Below are 22,937 nucleotides of genomic sequence, written 5' to 3'. Positions count from 1 at the left end.
CGATCGCGTCGTAGCTCGATTCCGCAAGCTTGTCCCGCAAGCGGTCCAGCCGCGCCTCGGTGATATCGCCAATGTCCGGTAGTGTCAACGTCATTTGACTACTTCTTTCACTGCTGTGTGAGTGTTTTGGCTATGTGAGTCTTTTGGGTGAGTGTTCGAATCGGCCGGAGGCTGCTCTGCATAGGGGCGTACGGCGGCGACACAGGCGAGGCTGATCGCGACAGCGACCAGTCCGTACGCGGTGATGGCGAGCGAAGAGCCGGTGAATTCGAGCAGCGTCACGGCCACGAAAGGTGCGATGCCGCCGCCCACGATGCCGGCGAGCTGGAAACTGAACGACATACCACTAAAGCGCATCTCCGGCGGAAACAGGCTGGACATAAAACCTGCGTAGGGTGCCCAAAATGCTTTAGCCGCAATACCACTGGTAAAGACAGCAGCCGCGATAGCAAGCGCCGGCTGCCCCGCATTGAGCAGGGGGAAGTAGGCGGCCACCCCGACACCGAGAGCAAGAAGCCCGCACATCGCCAACTTACGCAGGCCGATCCGATCGGCGAGCACACCCATCAGTGGCGTGACGATCACCCCGACTCCCGCTGCGGCCATCGTCGCGATGAGCACCACCGAGCCATCCATCAAGTTTTCATGCGTGACGTAGGTGATGGCGAACACGGTCACGATGTAGAAAGCGACATCGTTGCCGAGACGGCACCCCATCGAGAGCACGAAGTTGCGCGGCTGTTCCCGCAACAACGTCACCAACGGCCGCTTCAGTGGCGCGCTGACTGTTGCCATGCGCTGCTCGAACTCGGGCGTTTCGGTGACCCTCAACCGCAGCCACATCCCGATGGCGACGATGACGAGCCCGAGCAGGAACGGCACACGCCACCCCCACGCCAGGAAGGCCTCTTCACTAGTAGTGGCCTTGACGACCGCGAACGCGCCGTTGGCGAGCAGTAGTCCGAGTGGGTCACCGACCTGGGGAATGCTGCCGAACAAACCCTTGCGCCGGCTCCCCGACGTTTGCTCTACAGCAAGTAGTACCGAACCACTCCACTCCCCGCCGAGCGAGAGGCCCTGCACGATTCGACACACCACCAGTAGCGCCGGCGCCCACATGCCCACCTGGTCGTAGGTGGGAAGCAGCCCGATACCGCCGGTGGCGATACCCATCGCAAACAAGGTGATGAGAAGGACTTTGCGACGACCGATGCGGTCACCGAAATGACCGGCGATCACCGCTCCGACCGGCCGGGCGAGAAACCCTACCGCAAACGTCGCGAATGCGCTGAGCAACCCCGCGGTCGGTGAACTGTGGGGGAAGAAAACTTTGGGGAACACCAGCGCGGCAGCCAGCCCGAAAATGATGTAGTCGTAGAACTCGAGCGTGCTGCCGAACAGGCTCGCTTGCAGCGCGCGTCGGAGCCGTTGGTCCGAATTTTTGGCCATGGGGAGTCTCTTCTTTGTCGCGTCGTTGTGAGGGATGTCATGAGTATGGTGAGACACAAAAATTCACACAAGGTACCGTTGCTGAGCGAAATCGTTCACTTCCTCTGAATGATTAGCGCAGGCGTGCGCCGCCACGCCTATCAACGAACTCGACAGACGCGGAAACCATCGCCTCCGTTTGCGCAGCACAATCTTTCGCACCGTCCAGGGTTTTCCCAACCAGTCGGCTCAGCTCAGGCACTCGAGACCGAGGCCGGTCTCCGGCTGCTCGGACGAGTGGGCGCAATACGCGGCGGACGCAGGCTTCCAACCCGGCATCAGGTTGCAGCCGCCCACGAGTCCATTCACGGACAGTTGGGACACGCGGGCCGTGGCCAACGCGTCGCTGGCAGGCCGCCTGCTCTGGCGCTCACCGAAGCCGTGGTTCTGCTCGAAACCACACGCCCACCAGGACTCGGTAATAGCCCTGCGTGCTGGCAGAGACCCACCCGTAATCGAGGCTATATGTCACGAACCTTCCAACAGCGGAGGCGGCTACTGGAGCACAGTCGGCAGCAGCGAGGTGATCCGGATAGCCCACCAGGTTCCGCATCGTAGATCTGGCCAGCGAACCTGTAGAGATCATCCTTGTCGCGGGCGGCTACCTGAAGCAACAGACCCGACGATCCCACCGAGTCCCTGGACCTCTAGTACTTCCGAAATTTGCATCGAGGCAGCGGTGACGACGTGGGTGGACGAGGTCGCCGCGACCCTGCCGATACGTGTGCACCCTGTGATCCGCGCCGTTGCCAATCCTCAGTGGACCTGTCTGTGTGGATGGCCAGCGGACGGCGCCCTTGAGGGATCGCGGCCGTGGCCAGCGCGAGATGGTCGGTGGACGTGGCGTCGGGAACGGGAAACGTTTCCTCGCGCTCCGGAGCATTAACAGCAACCGCCGCTACGTCATCGGAGTGTGACGACCGTTCCGTCATCGTGGGTCGTCAGATCCGGCGAGACAGCGCTGGGCCGTGCTTGCTCGCACATCATGCGTCCCATCGCTATGGCCTCGCCGACGACAAGCACGACCGGCACCGCGATCACAGTTGACGCGAACGCGATACCCGCATCAACCACCAACCGAAGGACCTCGACACCAGAGGCAAGGTGGAACCTCATACCTTCTCCTAGACGTGCACCCCCGGATGCTTGGGACATCACTGGGGTTTGAGCAGTTCGTGGATGGTGGCTGTCTCGGTGGCTTCTTCGTTGTCGTCGAACAGCGGCCGGATTCCGCGTGCTGCCATGATCTGGTCGTTGCTGCCGCCCGCTGCGATCATCGGCCACACCAGGGCGTCGTCCCCGACGATGAAGTCGATGACGACGGGGCGGTCGTTGATCGCGCGGGCTTGGGCGATCACCGCGTCGACTTCCTCCTCACGTTCGCAGCGCAGGGCGACGCACCCCAGCGCCTCGGAGAGCTGCACGAAGTCGGGGATGCGGCGCGAGTGGGTGGCCAGGTCGACGTTCGAGTACCGGCCGCCGTAGTGGATTTCCTGGAGTTGTTTGACCATGCCGAGGTTGCCGTTGTTGATCAGGGCGACCTTGATCGGAACACCTTCGATCGCGGCGGTGGCCAGTTCCTGGTTGGTCATCTGGAAGCAGCCGTCTCCGTCGATCGCCCACACCTCGCGGTCGGGTGCTCCGAGTTTGGCGCCGAGCGCGGCGGGAACTGCGTAGCCCATCGTGCCCAGACCACCTGAATTGAGCCAGGTGCGGGGCTTTTCGTAGCTGATGTGGTGGGCGGCCCACATCTGGTGCTGTCCGACCCCGGAGACGTAGATCGCGTCGGGACCGGCGGCCTTGCCGAGCGCTTCGATGACGAACTCCGGCGACAGGGCACCGTCACGTGGCCGGTCGTAACTGACCGGGTAGGTCCGGCGGACCCCGTCGAGGTAGGTGCGCCAACCGGTCAGGTCGGTCGTTCGGCCTTGGTCGCGGTGGGCACGTATTGCGTCGATCAGTGCTGTGATGGTCTGGTTGCAGTCGCCGACGATCGGCACGTCGACGTATCGGTTCTTGCCGATCTCGGCGGGGTCGATGTCGGCGTGGATGACCTGGGCGCCGGGGGCGAACGAGGTCGCTTCGCCGGTGACGCGGTCGTCGAACCGGGCACCGAGGGTGATCAGCAGGTCACTCTTCTGCAGCGCAGCCACGGCGGCGACGGTGCCGTGCATGCCGGGCATTCCGTAGTGCAAGCGGTGGCTGTCGGGGAACGCTCCGCGGGCCATCAGCGTGGTCACGACGGGGATGCCGGTCAGTTCGGCGAGCTCGATCAGCTCGGTCGAGGCCTCGGCTTTGATGACGCCCCCGCCGACGTAGAGGACCGGCGCCTTCGCGGCGGTGATGAGGTCGGCGGCCGCGCGGATCTGCTTGCGGTGCGGTTTGGTGATCGGCCGGTAGCCGGGCAGGTGTGTCTCCGGTGGCCAGGAGAAGGTGTTCGTGGCCTGCAGGACATCCTTCGGGATGTCGACGAGCACGGCGCCGGGGCGGCCGGTGGCGGCGATGTGGAACGCCTCCGCGAGGGTGCGGGGGATGTCTTTGGGGTCGGTGATCAGGAAGTTGTGCTTGGTGATCGGCATGGTGATGCCGCAGATGTCGGCTTCCTGGAAGGCGTCGGTGCCGATCAGTCCGCGTCCGACCTGTCCGGTGATCGCCACGATCGGCACCGAGTCCATCTGTGCGTCGGCGAGGGGGGTGACCAGGTTGGTCGCGCCCGGCCCGGAGGTCGCCATGCACACTCCGACCTTGCCGGTGGCTTGGGCGTAGCCGGTCGCGGCGTGACCGGCGCCCTGCTCGTGGCGCACGAGCACGTGACGTAGCCGTCGGGAGTCGATCAGTGGGTCGTACACCGGCAGGATCGCCCCGCCCGGGATGCCGAAGACCACCTCGACGTCGAGCTCTTCGAGCGAGCGCACCACCGCCTGGGCGCCGGTCATCCGCACCGGGTGGCGGCGCTCACTGTGGGGGGTGGAGGCGGCGGCGTGCCGGCTGGCTGGCTCGGTATCGAAAATCGCCGCAAGGTGTCGCCGTGTAGCGGGAGCGGAAGATCTCACAGAAAGTCCTCGAGGAGTTGGGTCCGCGCTGCATCATGCGTGCGCACGGACTTGTGGTTGCGGGTCGGAATCCGCCGTATACATTGCGCCGGTACTTACGCGGCGGCGGCGTTGCCCGGGTACCCGGCCTCGTGAGCTCTCCCGGCGGGCGATCGAGGAACGCCGTGTCGTGTTCCTCGTGCCTGACGTGATCACAGTCAAGCAGCGACAGGCAGATACGGCAATCAGCACCCGCGACACTGAGCAACCTGCACGCCGGTTTCGATCCTCACCCGCTCGCAGGGTTCATCCTGCCAACCAACGCCGCTCCCGATCTTGCCGGCGGACGAAATCGCCGCACTCCCCATGATCAGTCAAGGTGACTTGCGATCGCACCGTCTACCCGATGTGGGACCGTGGGCCGTGTCATGTCGTCCGCACCTGGCCATCAAGGCCATCGCACCGGCGGACCGGTGACACTGCCGAATCGGCCGCAGTGTCCTGGTGAAGGGATTGCTGTCCCATCAGTCAGATTCCCACGCCTGCACTGATGATCGTCCCTGTGCGCTGGAGATGCGGCGCCCAACTGGCGAGTCAAACGGATGATCTCGCATCACGGCAGATTCCGGGGCGGGGCGGGCGAGTTTTTTGGAGCAGAAGTCCATCAAGTACGTGCGGGTTGCAAAGTCGACTTCGTTGATCAGTGTGGACGTCACCATCTCCAGGAGGCGTTGGTAGAACACAATCGGGGTGATTCCGAACTCGGGCAGGATGTATTCATCTCCTCCGTCGAAACGGGACCATTTGGTGGCGAACGCCAGCATGGCCTGATCGTCTTGGGTCATCATTGCTCCTACCCCCGGCAGTGTGTGTGGTGCGATGCCGAGTGTGTGTGATGTGTTGCTGTCAGATCCGCTGGACCGAAACAGTTTTCAAGCCGGTCTTTAACTGCGGTATGGAATCGGGTGGCGTCCAGGATCGGTGTCCGCAGCGCCGTCCCACCGGGCCGGGTGAACAGCGACTCCAGCAGGGTCCCGAACGTCACGGTGGGCACCCGCCACCTGGTGGCCTAGACATCGCCTCGAGCCGGCCCGCGGCGATGTTCGGCACCACCTGATCGAAGGACTGCCGGTTCAGATCGACGATCCACACGATCTCGCCGAGTTCGGCGACGGACGAATCGAGGATCGAGTACTGCCGACCCGTCCCGGCCGAGCCGATTCCGGTGTCGACGTAGCGGCGGGTGATGGCATTTCCTAGATCGCGCCGATCCCGACCGAACCGGTTGAATAGTCCATCAGATCCGGGTCTTTCGACCTGTTGGGATGCGACTTGCAACCCACCGAACTCGGGCAACGTCGTCAGGTACGACTCGTTCAACGCTCCGAGCAGCCAGTTGATGCTGCCATGCAGCACCGGGAATGCGTGCGGTTCCAGCGACACCCGATCACCCGGCCGGAGCTGCTCGAACCACAGCGACGTCGTGATCGACACCATCGGCGCACACGACGCCTGATGCCCACCGACCTTCATCCCGATGGGGTTGGGGCGAATCCGGTTGTCGTGGTGGATCATCGACGTCGACAACCACAACACGCGTTGTTCGATCTCCGCAAATGGCTCGGGAGTAGTGGAAGTAGCGGCATCGTCGATGCTGAAGACCATGCGGCCGCCTTGCATAGTGTCGTCCTTTAAGTCTGAGTTCCTGGCACCGAACGCGAACCCTCCCCGGCTGGTGAGCCGGTAAGGGGCCGGTGATAAGCGCGCGGGATCAGTTCGGACCGCGCGGTCGCTCGATGGCGGCAGGCCAGTAGTACGCGTTCTGTGTGCAGAACGCTCACAAGTCGACCATCGGAAAACACTTCTCGCAATACCGACCGCAGATTTTCAGCATTCTGCGAACCGCCGCCCGTTCACCCTCGTGAGACGTTGGCAGAATGCCCACCCCGACCACCGTCGATTCGGTCGACACCAAGATCCTCCGCCCTGAGCGAGGAATCCCGGGCGACCGTGATCACGTTGGCCGAGCAGGCCGGGTTGTCCCACAAAGTCCCACAAACACTGTCCAGGCCGCCTCGGCAATTCGGCCTCGGCGATCCGGTGACCGCGGTGATCCCACCAGCGACACTCAAGCACAAACTCTCGCAGACCGCCGAGACCACTCGACTATCGCGCCCCCAGGTGGAGGCAGTCGCCGCCTGGGGGACCCGGTAGTCGAACCAGCGAAGGAGTCACATCGACGAAATCCATAAACTTTCCTCCCGTGTGTCTATCGTATACGATAGACACATGACTGCAAATCTCAGCGTCGCCAACATCGAGGAAGCCTCTCGTTCGATAAGCCCGGGGTTCACCAATACCCCGCAGTTCGAAGACCCCGTCCTGTCCGATCATTTCGGAACGGCGGTGATCGTCAAGGTGGAGAGCATGAACCTGCTTCGCTCATTCAAGGGGCGAGGCGCCGATTACTACATGAGCAAGGTGGAGCACGGGCGACCTGTGATTACGGCATCCGCAGGCAACTTCGGACAGGCCATCGCCTGGGCGGGTGCAACTCGGTCTGTGAACGTCCATGTCTTTGCCGCCGAAACAGCCAACAAGCGAAAAGTAGACCGAATGCGCGCCCTAGGTGCCGAAATCACCTTGATCGGAGACGATTTCGATTCAGCCAAAGCTGCCGCGCGCAACTTCGCCGATAGTCACCCTGATGTGTTGTTCGTGGAGGATGGTCGAGAACCTGCAATCAGCGAAGGCGCGGGGACGATCGGGCTCGAACTAGCGCCCGAGAAACTCGATACGATCCTCGTGCCTCTCGGGAATGGGGCGCTGGTTACCGGCGTCGGAACATGGCTGAAGGTACATTCGCCCCAGACCCGGATCATCGGTGTCGTCGCAGAAGCGGCTCCGTCGATGCTCCTCAGCTGGGAGCAGAAGGCCGAGGTGTCGGCGCCGGCCTCGACGATTGCAGATGGAATCGCAATCCGGATCCCAGTTCCAGCGGCGTTGAGCTGGATGGAAACAACCGTGGACCATGCCGTGAGCGTATCCGAGCACGGCATATACAACGCAATGCTGCTCGTTCGCGACACACTCGGTCTCACTCTCGAGCCAGCCGCGGCAGTGGGCATTGCGGCCTTGATCGAAAATCCCGAACTGCGCCGAGGCCGCGTGGGAACAATCCTTACCGGAAGCAACATTTCTGACGAGTTGGCCGAAACCCTCCATGGCGCGCAATCGTTGACTACCTAGGCAAGTTCGTACGCCAGGAGGGACGAGCTGATCAGGCTTCCGGAGACTGGAGGATGACATCATCTCCCGCGCAACGTGGGGCGCCCGTGCCACAATCAGCTCGGCATGCCGCGAGGGCGCTGTCCGATCCTCGGTGCCGGTCAGCAGGTGCACCGGGAGATCAATGCAGGGGAGCAAATCGCCTCGGTTTGCTGGCGTGATGCACTGGCAGATGGTGATCGGCCTCGTAGCCTTCGACGCAGATACTGTGCACGCGACCGGCCACCCACACGCTCCGGACTCTGTACGAGGAATCAAGTATGTGCTGGTGCCCGGACACTTCATTCTTGATAACCGGTTGTCAGACGTACGGAACGCGGGCAGACACTCCGATCGAATACAATAGACGATGTCGCGTCGGCCTTGCTTCGCGACTCGTCCTGGAGGTAGTGGCATGAGCATCTCGTCTGCGGACCCGATTCCACGAGGTCAACCGCTCCGCGAATCCGTATACCGCCGGATCGCCTCGAACATCGCCCTAGGATTGTTCACTCCCGGCGAAGCCATAACCGAAGCGTCTATCAGCGAGGCCTTCGGCGTCTCCAGGACCCCTACCCGCGAAGCGCTCCTCCGATTGGAATCCGAGGGCGTCTTGGTGTCGGAACTGGCGAGAGGATTTACCGTTCGCCCCCTCAGCGCGGACGAAGCGGAAGAGATCTATCCGATCCACGCGGCTTTGGAAAGTCTCGCAGTTCGATCGTGCAAAGCATTCGGCCCTGACACTTACGCCGAACTTGCGAGAATTCTCGACGAACTGGAGCAATGTAACGAGCCGGTCGAAAGGTGGCGACTTGACAGTTCCTGGCACAGCGGTATTGTCAACGCTTCGAACAACTCCCGCCTCATCTCACTGTTGAGACAGTCCCGTATGAACATCTCCCGGTACGAATTGACATACATGCGGGAAGTCTTCGCACGCGAGAGTGCGGATCGTCAGCACAGGCAAATATGGGCGGCCATACACGCGTCGGACCTCAGATCAGCATCGGAGCTACTCGAACAACATTGGATGGACGGCATGAAAGCTACCGTCGAGTGGTTGAACTCGACCCCCGCTTCCCCGGCGACGAAACTGGCTCTCGGTCGGCCTACTCACCACCCCTGACAACGCGGTCGTGGACCTGATCTAACCCGGATCTAACCCTGAGGGCCTAGTCGGCATTGAGTGACCGCCTCGTCCCGATGGTTTTCCGGCAGGGCTTCGCTCACCCGGGGAGAGGTCATCGGGATGTGTTTCGGTATCCACCCGTAGCAGCGGAGAACAGAGTGGACATGTCATCCCCCTGCTCAAACGGCGCTTCACCGCCGATATCAGCGAGCCACGACGGCCAGGTACGCCCGCAGCTAAGCGACTCCGGCACCGCCCGGTTAGGTATTCTGAATTACTACGCCACGAGATCGTCACTTTACGTTTCCGATCCGCGCACGCAAGCTAGACATCATGAGTTTCAATGCGCCGACCACTCCTCATATCTCTGCGGGCCACACCTATGTCAAGCCGCAGGCACGGTCCTGGACCTGCGAAGGTGCGTCGTGCGAGGCCGCCGCCTTCCAATCGACGTTGCCGGGATTCGAGCCGACTCCCCTAGTGGAGATCCCGGCGCTGGCAGTAGAGCTGAACGTCGGACGCGTGTTCATCAAGGATGAGTCGAAGCGCTGGGCGCTGGGCGCATTCAAGGTCCTGGGTGCGTCCTGGGCGGTCTTCAACGAGGTTGCTCGCCTCACCGGCTACACCGGTGAAAAGTCGTTCGCGGGACTGCATAAATGGGTTTGTGAGCAACCGCCGGTGGTCTTGGTGACAGCAACGGACGGCAACCATGGTCGTGCGGTGGCACGACTCGCACGGCTTCTCGGTCTCACGGCCCGCGTGTTCGTTCCGGAGATCGTGCCGGAGAAGCCCATCGCGAGGATCCGGGCCGAAGGTGCCGAAATCACGGTGGTGAAAGGGTCATACGATGACTCCGTGTGTGCCGCCATCGCCGCCACCGGATCTGATCCCCGTGCTTCGTTGGTGCAAGACACCTCATGGGAGGGGTACGAGCAGGTCCCTTTCTGGACGTCTGAGGGCTATTCGACGCTCTTCGGTGAGGTCGACAGCCAGCTCGAGTCCGCCGGAGCTGCTTCCGTCTCGTTGATCGGCGTTCCTGTCGGCGTGGGCTCGCTTGCGCACGCGGCCGTTATTCACTACCGCAGTCAGACCCTGACTCCGCCTCCATCGATCATGAGTGTGGAACCGGATACCGCCGCGTGCGTTTTGGAAAGTCTGAGCGATGGATACATGCACTCGGTCCCGACCGGCTTCACCATCATGAACGGACTCAACTTTCCCACCCCGTCCACGATCGCGTGGCCCTATCTCATCAACGGCATGGATGCAGCCGTGGCGGTGACCGACACGGAGACTGCATCGGCCGTCGAGGATTTGAAGCGCCAGGGGGTCACGTCTGGTCCGAGCGGCGCATCGTCCCTGGCCGGCCTGCGCACCATGCTCCTCGGCGATGGCGGTGCCGAGCGTCGCTCAGCACTTGGATTAACATCGCACTCCGTCGCGGTAGCCATCAGCACAGAGGGTTTCACCGACTAAGACGCGCCCGCCGCGACATGGAGATTGAATCTGGTTGCCGCTCCGAGCCATACAGTTCGGGACGGCGACGACGTCCCTTGTCTTCAACCACCCGAACAGCCAGCTTCTCTAATGACTAACAGTAAGAAACAGTCGCTGTACTGAAGATAGATGCAGCGGGATGATCGAGTCATGTGTTGCACATCACCATCCCACTTGCATCTGTTCACCTCGGCGGGCACTCCACTGCCTCCCCACATTTCGCTGCGCGCACTGTCCCCGACGACCGGCACCGACCGACGGTGGGTGACTGCTTAAATGCGCAGAAGATTCGCTGTTCAGGATTCACTATTCCCGGACCTTTCTGTCGAACGCGAACATTTCGGCAGCAGTGGTGTTACGTTCGACTTCCGCGACTTCAGTGCGGTCCGGACCGATCCCGAACAATTCGATGAGATAGACGGAATTGTGCTCGGAACGATGCCGTTCGGCTCCGCATACATCGACAAACTGCCGAGCACCGTGAAAGTGATCGGTCGTGCGGGCGTCGGCCTCGACAACTTGGATCTCGCGCACACAGCATCCCGTCGCATCGGTATCCTCAATTGTCCGGACTACTGCAACGAAGAAGTCGCGTCACATGCCCTGGCGCTCATCCTCGCCATGATTCGCCGCCTACCTCAATCGGACCCTATTTCCCGCTCGAAATGGTCAGAATGGGAACTGGTCGGCGACATCGCACCTATCAGCGACCAGACAGTCGGAATTCTCGGATACGGGCGCACAGGTTCGCTCCTCGCACGCTGGCTCGAACCCTTCGTCGGTCGCGTGATCGTCCACGACCCCTACGTCAGCGGCGTCGACATCGGGACCTCAGTTGACCTTGGCGAACTGCTGCAAAACTCCGACGTCCTCAGCATCCACGTCCCACTCAACGACGAGACGCGACACCTCATCGGCAGTACCGAACTCGCGCTCATGAAACGCACCGCCTCGGTGGTCAACATTTCACGCGGAGGTATCGTCGACGAACACGCGCTCGGCCAAGCACTTTTCGCCGGGACGATCGCGGGCGCCGCCCTCGACGTTCTGGAGACAGAACCGCCCGAGCCCGATTCGCCGCTGCTATCGGCCCCCAATCTGATGCTGACACCGCACACCGCGTGGTACTCGACCCGCTCCGAGGTCCGCCTTCGTGTCGACATCGTCGCTGCGATGCTGGACTATCTCGATGGGAAATCCGTCACAACCGCCAACATCGCAGTCGATGGACGAACAATTAGTTCGTCAGAAAACGCGAAAAGGGTCCTCCAAAGCTCGAATAGAGAAAGCCGATATACATTGATGTAAAACGCGAACAAATACGCGTTTCCGCAGAGTCTCGACTCGATTTGCTTTGAGCAATGAGGCGTCAGGAACCAGGAACCGAATTTCTGGCATGCGCACCTCGAATCGATGCCCGAGACACGCATTTGCCACGAATCACTCAAGGAGAATTACGTGACCGCCGCTACACAACTCGAATCTGGACACTGGGATCCAACCGTGTCTCTCATCCTGGACAGTCGCCGCGCTGAATATCTGATGGCCGCGACCACCATCGTGCCCGCCATGAAGCACTGGGGCATCCCCCACCGCATCATCGATCTGGCCGCAGTCTCGGATCTGGACCGCGCGCTGGCGCGCAGCGCGGTCACTGTTATCGCCCAGGAGTATCTGGGAGAGGTGCTGACCGGTCACCCACTCGATGCGATCGTGCGCCGGCTCAAGGATGGATCTGCGCTGATCAACCTCGACCACACTCTGTTCGAGTACCCCTCTGAATTCCAGGAACTTCTGAACATCACCGGTGAGTCCGAAGAGATCGATGTTGACTCCCTGGTCATCCCGGACACCGCGCACGCCGTCCTCACCGGCCGACCTCGCGGTTCTGGGCCGCGACTGCGGCTTCCTTTGCCCGCGTTGCGTGCAGCGGGTCTGCAGGGGGACGTGCTGTTGGCCCGGCGCGCCTCGCAAGATCACCGACGCGATCCGGTCGCGGTGAACCACTACTTGTGACACGGTCGGTGGGCACCGGAAAGTTCGTTCAATGGCTGGTTTCCCCCAAGATCTGGAACCGCGGGTATCTTGGGCTGGCACACGGGATCGACTCTCTACTTTGGCGCGCGATTGCCTGGGCTGCTCCGAAGCCGTTCATCATGAATGCGCTCCCGCCGTACGTACGATTCCGTTTCGATGACTGCAACGGCCACTGGAAGAACCCATCGGACCTGGCGTTCGTTGACGAGTTGAACAAGATGGGCCATATCCCGTCCATCTGCTTTTGTTTCAAGGCGTTGACTGCCGAAGGCATCGCTCACGTATCGCGCTTACAGAAGGCCGGCAGGATCGATCTCGCGCCGCACACTTACGCACCCGCTCAGAGCTTCTTCTACGGCGATCACAACGGCGAATACACTACCGAGCAACTGCGGTCAATGTTCGCGGAGCTGGATGAGGCGAAAGAGCAGTGGGGCGTGAGGTGGTCGACGATTCTCTCCGACCACGAGCACGAAACCAGCGCCAATGCGATCCCATTCATCCGGGAGCGCGGATTCCGGCACAAGATGAATATCCTTCTGCCCGGACAGCGTTGGACGGATCCTCACACCGACTGGCATCCCGCCCCCTATGGTTCGATGAGCTACGCACTCGACTATCTGCCCGGTGAGTTGTCGGACTTCTTCGCGGTGTTCAACCATGACCCCTCATTCGATAGCGCCCGTGTCTACACCACCGAAGACAACATTCACTTCAACTACCACCGCCGCGGCGGCTACGGACGGCAGAAGTGGGACTTCCTCAACGGTCTGGTCGCGGGACCCGAACCAGAGAATAAGGATCTCGTCAGTGCCGCCGACCGACTTGCCGAGCACACCCAGATCGGTCTGGACGCGCTGTTCTTCGGCGGTTCCATCACACACTCACACTTCACCCGTCACCTCGCGCCTGGGGAGATGACCCGGATCATCGAGCAGGCCGACAGCCAGTTGCGCGGACTCGAGCAAATTCCTGCCTCTTATGACGAGATCGCAGACTACGCGGAAGCACACGCCAACACTGAGGTCGTGGGCGCTCGCTCCAGCAGCGGCACGATAACAGTCGATCTCACCGGCCGGTCCTGGCGCGACTTGCGGCTGTCCGTATACGACGACATTGACGGCGTCCTGGTACGCAGCGAGTCTCCCCTTCCTGCGTTCGACGGAACGACGACCGTGACCGTCGAACCGAGCACGGTCAGTTAACCCATCGGGACGGGGGCGTCCCCGCCGCTCTCGTCCCGATGCCGGATATTCCGCCACTCCACTACCCCTTACCCCTCCACCGCAGCCCCGAGCGAGGAACATAATGAGTGATCAGAAGATACGAAAAGTGACTATTGGCGCAGCCATTGGGAACTTCGTCGAGTTCTTCGACTTTGCGATCTATGGCTATGCGGCCACCACGATCGCAACAGTCTTTTTCCCGGCGGACGCCGACCGCAGCTTCAGTATCATCGCTACGCTGGGCTTGTTTGGCGTCGCATTCTTCATGAGGCCGCTCGGCGGTGTCGTTTTCGGCAGAGTGGGAGACAGATTCGGCCGTCGAACTGCTCTGTCGATCGTCATCTTGATGATGGCGGCAGCCACGATGGGTATCGGACTGACGCCCGGATACGCGCGGATCGGTATCGCAGCGCCCATCATCTTATTGATCTGTCGGCTGATCCAAGGTTTCGCGCTGGGGGGTGAGAAGTCCGGGGCGTCGTCCTTTGTCGCCGAGCACGCCCCCGATCGTGAGCGTGGAAAATATCTCGGATACCTGGCGGCAGGAAGCACCCTTGTACCCTTCAGCGTCGGTGCGCTCGTCATGGCCGCGATCAGCTCGACCGTCTCACCGGAATCCTTCGAGGCCTGGGGCTGGCGGATTCCCTTCATCCTCGGTGGCGTTCTCGGGCTTGTCGGGCTCTACGTGCGTACCGGGCTCCCCGAAACTGACGCATTCAAACAGCTCAGAGATCAGCGGACGACCGATGCCCGGGTTGACACCAAGAGTCTGCTCATGCAGAACAAGGTTCGGATGTTGCAGCTGTTCATGGCCGTTGCGGGGAGCGCTGGCGTCTTCTACTTGGCGATGGCCTACATTCCGACGTACCTCATCGAGAACGTTGGACTCGACAAGTCGACAGTCTTCTGGACCAGCGCCATCGCGCCCATCGGCTACACGGTATTGGCTCCGTTTGCCGGCAAGCTTGGTGATCGGATCGGACGCCGAGCAGTCCTCTTCATCGGTGCGGTCGGGACAGTCATCTTCATGGTGCCCGCCTTCCTCTTGGCGGGATCGGGTCTCGTTTTGTTGGCGGGTCTCGCTCAGCTCCTCGTCCTGTCATTCTGTGCATTCAGTGACCTCGGGATCTCACCAGGCCAGGTCGAACTCTTCCCTACCAAGATTAGGTACACCGCCGCATCGGTTGCCTTCAACACCGCCACAGCACTGTTCGGTGGCACGGCCGCACTGATGAGCGCTCTGCTGATCGATCTGAGCGGCATCGACGCTTTGCCCGCGATCTATTTTGCAGCGCTCGCCCTGATCTCCATTCCTTTCATTCTGGCGATGCCGGAGACATCTGGGAGGTCCTTGACCGACCACTCCTGGCTTGCCTTGCCGGACGCTCACCCGCCCCTGTTCTCGCTGACAAAGTCGCCCGGTGGCACGAACGCCCACGGCTCACAGGAGTTAGTCGAGGATCCGTCGTAGCAACTGCTAGAACAGTTCAGAACACAGATTCGTCGAGGCGACTGGACTGGCCCCACTCCCGGCAGTGTCCGGGCCATGCAAGCGACGATGATCGTACTGCCCTGCCCGACAGCGCGTATCCTCCCGAGCTTCTGCCACGCAAACAGCCGTTCCCTACCTTGATCGATGGGCGGACCGGACGGTTCAGCGGTCTACGCAGTGACGTCTCCGCCGACCTCGAGTTCGACATTCCTCGGTACACAGATCGTCGAGAACGGAGTCATCGACCGCGGAACCCACCGCAGTCGATGACTGTGATCCGGGGGGTGAACTACGTGTGAGATGACGTTTCCATGCGTCCCATTGCGACACCGCTGTCGATAGAGCGCATGCGCTGCAGGCGGTCCCCCAGCCATGTCGGCGACCCGTCCGAAATCGGAATGCACAGTTTCGATGCGCCGAACTGGGGGCGCGCTCGAGGTACCAAGGGGGCTTTACCCCCGTATTCTGTGTTGTGGAGTCACAATTGACGGCCTGCCTGCGGAGCCGTTACCCGCTCGCGATAAGGACGGCTGTCAATCTGGTGTCGACTTCTCGGTCCAGTCCCTTCCCGCGAACATGTGCGCTGCTCGTGTGAGCGCCTCCCGGACAGCGTTGATGGCAGGGCTATTGCGCGTCGCCGCCCTGGTCGCGACGAAGATCTCACGGTGCGCAAGTCCCGCCTCGATCGGAAACGACGTCAATGCCGGAGTGGGGTCGGAAAGAGCGAGACCCGGCAGAACGGCGACCGCCTGCCCTGTTTCGGCCAGGCGGCGATGGACCAGAATGTCTTCAGATCTACACACGACACGTGGTTCGAAGCCCGACTTTTGGCACTGTTCGGTTACCCACAAACTGGGCACCGAGGCGGCGGGTTCCAGCGCCCAGCCGACGTCGGCAAGCTGGCCGATCGGCTTGACTTCAGGGTCGAGCCGATCGGCCATCGTGGTAGACATCACCAGCCATAGCGGGTCGTCCATCAGCTTGTCTTGCACGATTCCAACAGCAGCGGGACCGGGATAGCCCGGGTAGCTCTCGACGACCACCAAATCGAACTCGGCGGACACCAGCCCCGGCAGCGTTGTATCCGGTTCCCCCTGAGTGAACTCGATTGTGACCAGGGGAAGCCTCTCGTGAATGTCCGACATCGCAACAGGGATGAGCGTTAACGCCGCGGTTTGAAAGGCCGCGACCCGAACCGCGCCTCGCACCTCATGGAGGGACGCCTCGACCTCTGACTTGGCCTGCTCGAGCAATCGGAGGATCTGTTCGCCATGACTGACGAGAATTAACGCTTGTTCGGTCAGCCTGACGCCGCGGCCCGCGGGTTCGATCAGTTTGGCTCCGACCTCAATTTCTAACTGGCGCAGCTGTTGTGACACGGCAGATGGGCTGTACGAGAGGGCTTGCGCGACTGCCGCGAGGGTGCGTCGATGATGCAATTCGCACAACAGACGGAGTCGATTGACTTGCAACATCCACTCACTCTTTCGAATTCCTGACCGATGTAGGTAACCAATGCTCACTTTACGTGGTGATATCACGGAGGAAGAATCCGAGAGGTGCTCAGCTCTGGCCCCTGTGGCTGCGACCCCATGCCCCTGCGCCCGCGACGATCCAAGGAGCCCTCGATGTCCGGTCACAATGATCAAGTCAAGGAGATACGAACCGGGCAGCGGCGCGTCGTCCTCATGTTGGTACTGACCTTCGTGACCGGAGTCCTTGATGCTGTGGGCTACCTCGGGCTCGACAAGGTATTCACCGGGAACATGACCGGGAATGTCGTTATCTTGGCGATGAGTCTCGGCAGCGGCGAGGAGCTGCCTGTTCTGGGGCCATTGATTGCCCTGGTGATGTTCACACTCGGCGCAGTCGGCGCAGGCATTGCGCTGCGAACCCACGCAGGTCGATGGAATTGGACCATCGCTGTCCTGCTCACAATCGGAACCGCCGTCCTGGTAACAGTGGGTATAGCCACGCTGGTTGCCGGTCCCGCGTTGACTCACACCACCAGCGTGATCATCGCCGCCGTCATCGCCTTGCAAATGGGCTCACAAGCCTGCATTGCACGAAAGTTGGCTGTGCGAGACATGACCACCGTCGTTGTGACGTCGACACTGACCTCACTGGCCGGAGAAAATTTCATCCGCGGCCGACGCGACAGCCTGTGGAACCGACGCGCGGGAGCGATCTGCATCATTTTCGTCGGCGCCGGCGCCGGAACGCTTCTGCTCGCGGTCGACATGACTTATGCCATCGCAGTATCGGCCATCGCCACTGCAACAGTCGCGATCATCGGCCACTGTTCCTGGGATAGTCCTACGCGTGCGACACGCGACCTGATGACAGCCGGCCAGATTAAAACGTGAGGAACAAGATGACCACCCCTTCCATTCGCCGCGGTGCCGCGGCAACCGGCAACGCTCACGCAACAGCGGCAGCCGCGGAAGTACACAAGGCCGGCGGCAACGCGGTCGACGCGGCGTTGGCAGCACAGACGGCCGTCATGGTTTCGATGCCGCAGGCCGCGGGTTTCGGCGGCGACGTCCTAGCGATCGTCAAAGACTCCAACGACCAAGTCGTAGGCGTGAATGGAACGGGAAAGAGTGCATCCCATTGGCCCACAACGCAGCTCGCAGGCTGTGTCGGCACCTCGATCGCAGTTCCGGGGGCAGTCCAGGCGATCTTCGACATGCACGCGCTTTGGGGCAACGTCCCAATCGACGTGGTACTACGACCCGCCCTGCGACTGGCCGAAGACGGGGTGCTCGTCGATCACCACCTGTCAGCGGCGATTCGTGCCCAGCGTGCACGAATTGAGGACGTCTCCCCCGATGCGCCGCTGCTCACGCTCACCGAGGGAGATCGGTGGCACCAACCCGAGCTCGCGACACTACTCCAGGACCTCATCGCGCACGGACCGAGCGCCTTCTATACAGGAAAGCGCGCGGCCGCGATCTCGAAGAAGGTGCACGAACTCGGTGGAGGTCTGTCAGTCGTTGACCTCCAAGCCCAGACGACAGTCATCGGCGCACCCATTCCCGTGTCGTGGAATGCCGGCACGGTGTGGGTTCAGCCACCGGTGTCACAAGGTGTGCTGCTTGCCATGGCGCTCAACTGGCTCGATTCGCGGGCTACCTCGTTCGATGCGGCACAACTCGAACATGTCCTAGTCGAGTTGACTAGTGCCTGTTTCGGGTCCCGGTCCGACTGCGAACTCGGCGCACAACTGCTCGAACGGGCACTCGACGTCGACACCAAGCGGGCCACCAATCGCCGGGGGCCTCGGGCCTACCTGCACACCGCTGGAGTCGCCACCGCTGATGAGTCCGGAAGGATCGTGTCGTCGCTGATCAGCGTCTTTGATGATTTCGGTTCGGCAGCATGGGTACCGGAAGTCGGGATCTTCCTCAACAACAGATGCGACGGATTTACCGAGGGCGCAAACTCGCCGGCGCCGGGAAAACGGCCCATTCATACCCTGGCGCCCATCCTGGTCCGCGACGCGGATGGTGGGTTCACCGCCCTCGCCACACCCGGCGCGGATGGACAAGTGCAAACCCTACTTCAAATTCTTGTCCACCAGAGGAACGGAGCCCCGCTGGGAGATTCGATCGAGCGACATCGGTGGCGAAGCCAAGATGCGACGTTGCTCCTCGAGCGCGACCATCCGCGGCTTGGCCATTTAGCGAACTACGGGCATCACATCGCGGTACGGGAAGCCGGCGATGACGTCTTCGGAGCGGTTGTCGCGGCGGGCGTCGCGAAGGGTGAGCCCTTTGCGAACGCTGACTGGAGACGGCAGACCACTGCTGCGCACTACACCCAGGAGTGAGTTACCCATCGCCAGGTTTTTCGGATCGAAGTAGCTAATCGTGGCGTCGTTCGATGACCCAGGCGGCGACCTGCGACCGGGAGGTGAAGCCCAGTTTGGCCAGGATGTGCTCCACATGGCCTTGTGCGGTTCGCGGTGAGATCACCAAGCGCTCAGCGATCGACTGATTCGTCAGGCCTTCGGCGATGAGATCGGCGACTTGTCCTTCTCGTTTGGTCAATGAGGTCGATGATGTTTGGACGGTAGGACTAGTGGTGCCTGGGGTTTGTTCGTGAAGCGCGTAGGCGATCGCGCCGTCGAAGCCGAGGTGCTCGCCCGTGCGATACGCCTTCGCGAAGGCACCGTTCCCGAGTTTCTGACGTGCCCATTTGACGCAGTCATCCTGATAGGGCAGCAAATTCGGATGGATGATCGCGGGGCTTCCTATCGACCGTGCCAACCCTTCGGCCGCTCCCAGTAGCATCGCGGTTCGAAGGGCATCGTGCTGTTCGCCGTTTATCCAGGCCAGTGCCTCCAGGCACGTCGCGGCGACGCGGGGGCTGTGCACGTTGCGGGCCAATTGCAGCGCTTCTTCGAGAAGCCGTACTGCACGTTCGGCGTCACCCTGTCGCCACACTGCAATTCCCAAGGCCCACAAGCAGTGTGACCGGTACATCTGCTCACCGCTCGATTCCGTGATCGCCAGCGCATGCTCGAGGCACTCGACGGCTTTGTCCGTCAACCCTGCCAATGCATAGGCCACACCCAACGGGTAGGGGACGCTGGTTTCGGGTGTGCGTTCGTTGTGTTCGCGGAACCCCGCTAGTGCGGCTTCGAGGTGGGGGTATGCCTCGTCAGGATGTCCGCTGTACAGGGCGAGCATGCCGTCGGCGTAGGACACAACTGCGCGCATCACGGGGTCGCCGGTGTCAGCGGTGAGCGCGTGTCCCTTCTCGACGAGTGCTGCACCGGCATCCAGGTCGCCCTGGGTGCTCGCCATCACGGACGCGCTGTAGATCGCTTTGATTTGCACCAGTGTGGGGGGCCCGCTGTAGCGGTCGAGCAGGTGGCGGAACCAGCGCCGGCCTTCGTCATAGAGGCCTTGAGAAGTCCAGAACGGTCGGAGGGCGACGGCGGTGCGTAATCCGGCGGTAGGGTCCTCGTCGTCGACGCAGAATTGGAGCGCCTCGCGGATGTTCGGTAGTTCCCGCTTCAGGCGGGCGATCCACTCGAGCTGGTGTCCGCTGATCCACTCCGTCTCGGCCTGGAGCGCCAACCCCTCGTACCAATCCCGATGCCGCCGAAGTACTGTCGGTTTCTCGTCGGTCTGTTCGAGCTTCGACTGCCCGTAATCGCGGAGGGTCTCGAGTAGGCGGAACCGCACCACCGACTCGTATTCCTCTCGGATCAGGATGGACTTGTCCACCAGGGAGGTGACTGCGTCCAAGATCTCCTCCGATGTGAGGTCTGCCCCGCACACCTGCTCCGCCGCCTCGAGTTCGAAGCTCCCCGCGAACACCGACAATCGTCCCCACACCCGTTGATCCCGGATGGTGCACAACTCGTAACTCCAGTCGATACACCAGCGCAAGGTCTGCTGCCGTGTCGGCGCGTCCCTACGGCCGGCGCTCAGCAGGGTGTAACGGTGAGTCAGCCGCTGCAGGATCTGCTCGGGCGACATCACCCGCAGCCGGGCCGCGGCCAGCTCGATCGGCAATGGCAAACCATCGAGCCGGTGGCAGATCCCGGCCACTGCATGGGCGTTGTCGTCGGTGAGCGCGAATCCGGGAACGGCGACGGCGGCGCGTTCGGCAAAGAGCGTCACCGCATCGTAGGCGGGCAATCCCTGCAGAGAGGGCCGCCGGTCGGGATCCGGTAGAGCCAGCGGAGGCACCCGCAGCACCGCCTCTGCGCCGAGAGCCAAGGGTTCGCGGCTGGTGGCGAGAATCCGCAGACGGGGACATGCCTGCAGAAGGGTCTCGGTCAGCTCCGCGGCGGCGTCCACGAGGTGCTCGCAGTTGTCGAGGACGAGCAGGACCTCGCGGGTCGCCAGGTAATCGACCAGTACCTCACGCAGCGGCCTCGCCGAGTGGTGCTGAATCCTCAGGGCGCCGGCCACCGCGTCCACGAGTAGCGACTCGTCGCGCAGTTCACCCAGCTCAACCAGCCACGCACCGTCGGCGTACGCACGTCGCACGCTCGCCGCGATCTGCAACGCCAGCCGTGTCTTGCCGACACCTCCGATTCCGGTCAAGGTGACCAGGCGGGCCCGGGCCAGCAGATTCCTCGCCTCGGTGAGCTCGTGGCGGCGCCCGACAAAACTGGTCAATTCCAATGGAAGGTTCCCCGCGGGTGAGGAACCTGGTGCGCGACGTCGACCTTCCGGCACGTGTCCTCGGTCGTTTCCTGGCGTCTCGGGTGTGGTGTGCAACGCCATCTCGTCGACCACAAGGCCGTGGCGGCTTTGGAGCTGTCTGAGTTGCTCACCGAAGTCGAAAGCGGTGTCCGGACGTTGATCGGGCGATCGCGACATCGATTGCGAAATCACTGCGGACACATCATCGGGGATTCCGTGTTCGGACAAATCGGGCATAGTTTGTGTGGTGATCCGCAGGAACTGGGCGACGACCTGCTCACCGCTGCGGCGTTCGAACGCGGCGTGCCCGGTCAGGGCACTGAACAGGGTGGCGCCGAGCGCGTAGATGTCGGACGCCGGGCTCGGCGGCTCTCCCGCGAGCACTTCCGGGGCGGTATACGCGGGTGACCCGGTGATGGCACCGGTGGCGGTCTCGAAACCTCCGGTGATGTGCGCGATACCGAAGTCGGCGAGCTCGGGCTCGCCGTAATCGCTGAGCAGGATGTTCGCGGGTTTGACGTCGCGATGCAGGATTCCGAGTCGGTGCGAAGTCTCGATCGCACCAGCCATCTTCACCCCGAGCCGCAATGCCTCGTCCAACGACAGAGGACCGTGGTGGCGGATCTGCACTTCGAGTGAATCCTGCGGGTGGTACGGCATCACGATGTAGGGAAGACCGCTGCCGGTGGCGCCGACCTGCAGAATGCTCACAATGTTCGGATGCCCGGTCAGCCGCCCCATCGCCCGCTGTTCCCGGAAGAAGCGCGCCCGGTTCTCCTCATCGAGTTCGACGGTGAGTACCTTGACGGCCACCGTGCGATCCAGATCCGTCTGGGAGCAGCGGTAGACCACACCGAAGCCCCCGCGCCCGATCTCCTCCGCGTTCTCGAAACCAACGCCTCCCAGCTCCGCGGCCGGGGCAGGCGGATACCGCTGAGTGTCGAGCGGATCACCTTCACCCATTGAAACGGTCTACTCACTCCGCCAGCTCGTCATTCCCCCGCGCTGGTCCCGACGGCACAACCAACGCAAACAACCTTGAACTCACCTCGTGACGGTGTGCTCACACAGGATATCGCCGCCATAGGCGGTATCGCGCACTACCAACGGGCTCCGCCTGGGAACATCCCGGCGACTACGTCCTCGTGTCCTCACATATCCACGGAGCGAAACTAAAGGACAGGTTACAACTGGCCTGTAAAACTCGACCAGCGTCACCGCTGCCACGACAGCGAGTCAGGGCCGGACCGCTCGAACCTGTAGACATGGGCAACCATTGGGAAAGTCACCAACTGCTGGTCGGTTCGAAAGGGTTCTGTACAACCAAATCGGCAGACGAAGTCCGCACTCAAGAATATGGGCTTAGCTGCGGGCGAAGCGGTCGATGTCCACGGTGAAGGCGTCGAGCATATCCGGGGTGAGAGTCGGGCGCATCGCACCGATCACCCCCAGATAATCCTCGGTACTGGCATGACACCGTCCGCCCGTGTCGATACTGCACTCGAAGATTGTCTGCGCCACCATCCGCGCCGCATGCGCCACATCAGCAGGAGTAAATCCGTCCGAGGCAACCACCAACGCGGAAACGTCGACCTGCTCCCC

At 62.0% G+C, this 22,937-nt stretch carries 14 protein-coding genes and 2 pseudogenes; 9 read left to right on the top strand and 7 right to left on the bottom strand.

All coding sequences use genetic code 11. The features are described 5' to 3' along the window. Nucleotides 1–90: 90 nt before the first annotated feature. The 4 genes and pseudogenes from ACFWAY_RS48005 to ACFWAY_RS47990 all read right to left on the bottom strand — a co-directional run. A complete protein-coding gene (locus tag ACFWAY_RS48005; RefSeq protein WP_378515682.1) occupies nucleotides 91–1,449 on the bottom strand; it encodes an MFS transporter in 1,359 nt (452 codons plus the stop codon). 1,193 nt (nucleotides 1,450–2,642) lie between these two features. After that, on the bottom strand, nucleotides 2,643–4,541 hold the full coding sequence (locus tag ACFWAY_RS48000; protein ID WP_378515680.1) for an acetolactate synthase large subunit: 1,899 nt from the start codon (nucleotides 4,539–4,541) through the stop codon (nucleotides 2,643–2,645). Between the two features lie 503 nt (nucleotides 4,542–5,044). Further along, nucleotides 5,045–5,365, bottom strand: a complete 321-nt coding sequence (locus ACFWAY_RS47995; protein ID WP_378515678.1) for a DUF3263 domain-containing protein — start codon at nucleotides 5,363–5,365, stop codon at nucleotides 5,045–5,047. Nucleotides 5,366–5,490: 125 nt separating this feature from the next. Then, nucleotides 5,491–6,185 (bottom strand): annotated as a pseudogene (locus ACFWAY_RS47990) (pyruvate dehydrogenase); the annotation flags it as partial. A gap of 624 nt (nucleotides 6,186–6,809) precedes the next feature. Between ACFWAY_RS47990 and ACFWAY_RS47985 the strand changes: the two are divergent. From ACFWAY_RS47985 to ACFWAY_RS47955, 7 genes are all read left to right on the top strand, one after another. After that, nucleotides 6,810–7,769: a threonine/serine dehydratase gene (locus ACFWAY_RS47985; protein WP_378515676.1), complete on the top strand. Its 960-nt coding sequence runs from the start codon at nucleotides 6,810–6,812 to the stop codon at nucleotides 7,767–7,769. A gap of 433 nt (nucleotides 7,770–8,202) precedes the next feature. Then, nucleotides 8,203–8,913 carry a GntR family transcriptional regulator gene (locus ACFWAY_RS47980; RefSeq protein ID WP_378515675.1) on the top strand — a complete coding sequence of 237 codons (711 nt, stop codon included), beginning with the start codon at nucleotides 8,203–8,205 and terminating at the stop codon, nucleotides 8,911–8,913. A 336-nt stretch (nucleotides 8,914–9,249) separates the two neighbouring features. Further along, nucleotides 9,250–10,392: a diaminopropionate ammonia-lyase gene (locus ACFWAY_RS47975; RefSeq protein WP_378515673.1), complete on the top strand. Its 1,143-nt coding sequence runs from the start codon at nucleotides 9,250–9,252 to the stop codon at nucleotides 10,390–10,392. A 297-nt stretch (nucleotides 10,393–10,689) separates the two neighbouring features. Beyond that, nucleotides 10,690–11,721: a C-terminal binding protein gene (locus ACFWAY_RS47970; RefSeq protein ID WP_378515671.1), complete on the top strand. Its 1,032-nt coding sequence runs from the start codon at nucleotides 10,690–10,692 to the stop codon at nucleotides 11,719–11,721. A gap of 150 nt (nucleotides 11,722–11,871) precedes the next feature. Beyond that, nucleotides 11,872–12,429 carry a hypothetical protein gene (locus ACFWAY_RS47965; protein WP_378515670.1) on the top strand — a complete coding sequence of 186 codons (558 nt, stop codon included), beginning with the start codon at nucleotides 11,872–11,874 and terminating at the stop codon, nucleotides 12,427–12,429. A gap of 8 nt (nucleotides 12,430–12,437) precedes the next feature. Next, the gene (locus ACFWAY_RS47960; RefSeq protein ID WP_378515668.1) at nucleotides 12,438–13,655 is read left to right on the top strand and encodes a hypothetical protein; all 1,218 of its coding nucleotides are present in this window, start codon (nucleotides 12,438–12,440) and stop codon (nucleotides 13,653–13,655) included. Nucleotides 13,656–13,758: 103 nt separating this feature from the next. Continuing rightward, the gene (locus ACFWAY_RS47955) at nucleotides 13,759–15,147 is read left to right on the top strand and encodes an MFS transporter (RefSeq protein WP_378515666.1); all 1,389 of its coding nucleotides are present in this window, start codon (nucleotides 13,759–13,761) and stop codon (nucleotides 15,145–15,147) included. Between the two features lie 554 nt (nucleotides 15,148–15,701). Here ACFWAY_RS47955 and ACFWAY_RS47950 read toward each other — a convergent pair. Then, nucleotides 15,702–16,643, bottom strand: a complete 942-nt coding sequence (locus tag ACFWAY_RS47950; protein WP_378515664.1) for a LysR family transcriptional regulator — start codon at nucleotides 16,641–16,643, stop codon at nucleotides 15,702–15,704. 153 nt (nucleotides 16,644–16,796) lie between these two features. Between ACFWAY_RS47950 and ACFWAY_RS47945 the strand changes: the two genes are divergently transcribed. Continuing rightward, nucleotides 16,797–17,534, top strand: a complete 738-nt coding sequence (locus ACFWAY_RS47945; protein WP_378515662.1) for a YoaK family protein — start codon at nucleotides 16,797–16,799, stop codon at nucleotides 17,532–17,534. 8 nt (nucleotides 17,535–17,542) lie between these two features. After that, nucleotides 17,543–19,000, top strand: a complete 1,458-nt coding sequence (locus ACFWAY_RS47940) for a gamma-glutamyltransferase (RefSeq protein ID WP_378515660.1) — start codon at nucleotides 17,543–17,545, stop codon at nucleotides 18,998–19,000. Nucleotides 19,001–19,034: 34 nt separating this feature from the next. On the opposite strand, the gene ACFWAY_RS47935 is transcribed toward ACFWAY_RS47940, so the two are convergent. Together ACFWAY_RS47935 and ACFWAY_RS47930 are read right to left on the bottom strand one after the other, a co-directional pair. Next, nucleotides 19,035–22,298 (bottom strand): protein kinase, encoded by a 3,264-nt coding sequence (locus ACFWAY_RS47935; RefSeq protein ID WP_378515658.1) that lies wholly within the window; start codon nucleotides 22,296–22,298, stop codon nucleotides 19,035–19,037. Nucleotides 22,299–22,697: 399 nt separating this feature from the next. After that, nucleotides 22,698–22,937: pseudogene (locus ACFWAY_RS47930) on the bottom strand (AAA family ATPase); the annotation flags it as partial.

Origin of the sequence: Rhodococcus sp. NPDC059968 (genome assembly GCF_042738615.1) — a bacterium.
Lineage (GTDB): Bacteria > Actinomycetota > Actinomycetes > Mycobacteriales > Mycobacteriaceae > Rhodococcus_F.
The sequence above is the reverse complement of the archived record's forward strand: the minus strand, read 5'-3'. Positions and strand labels throughout refer to the sequence as shown.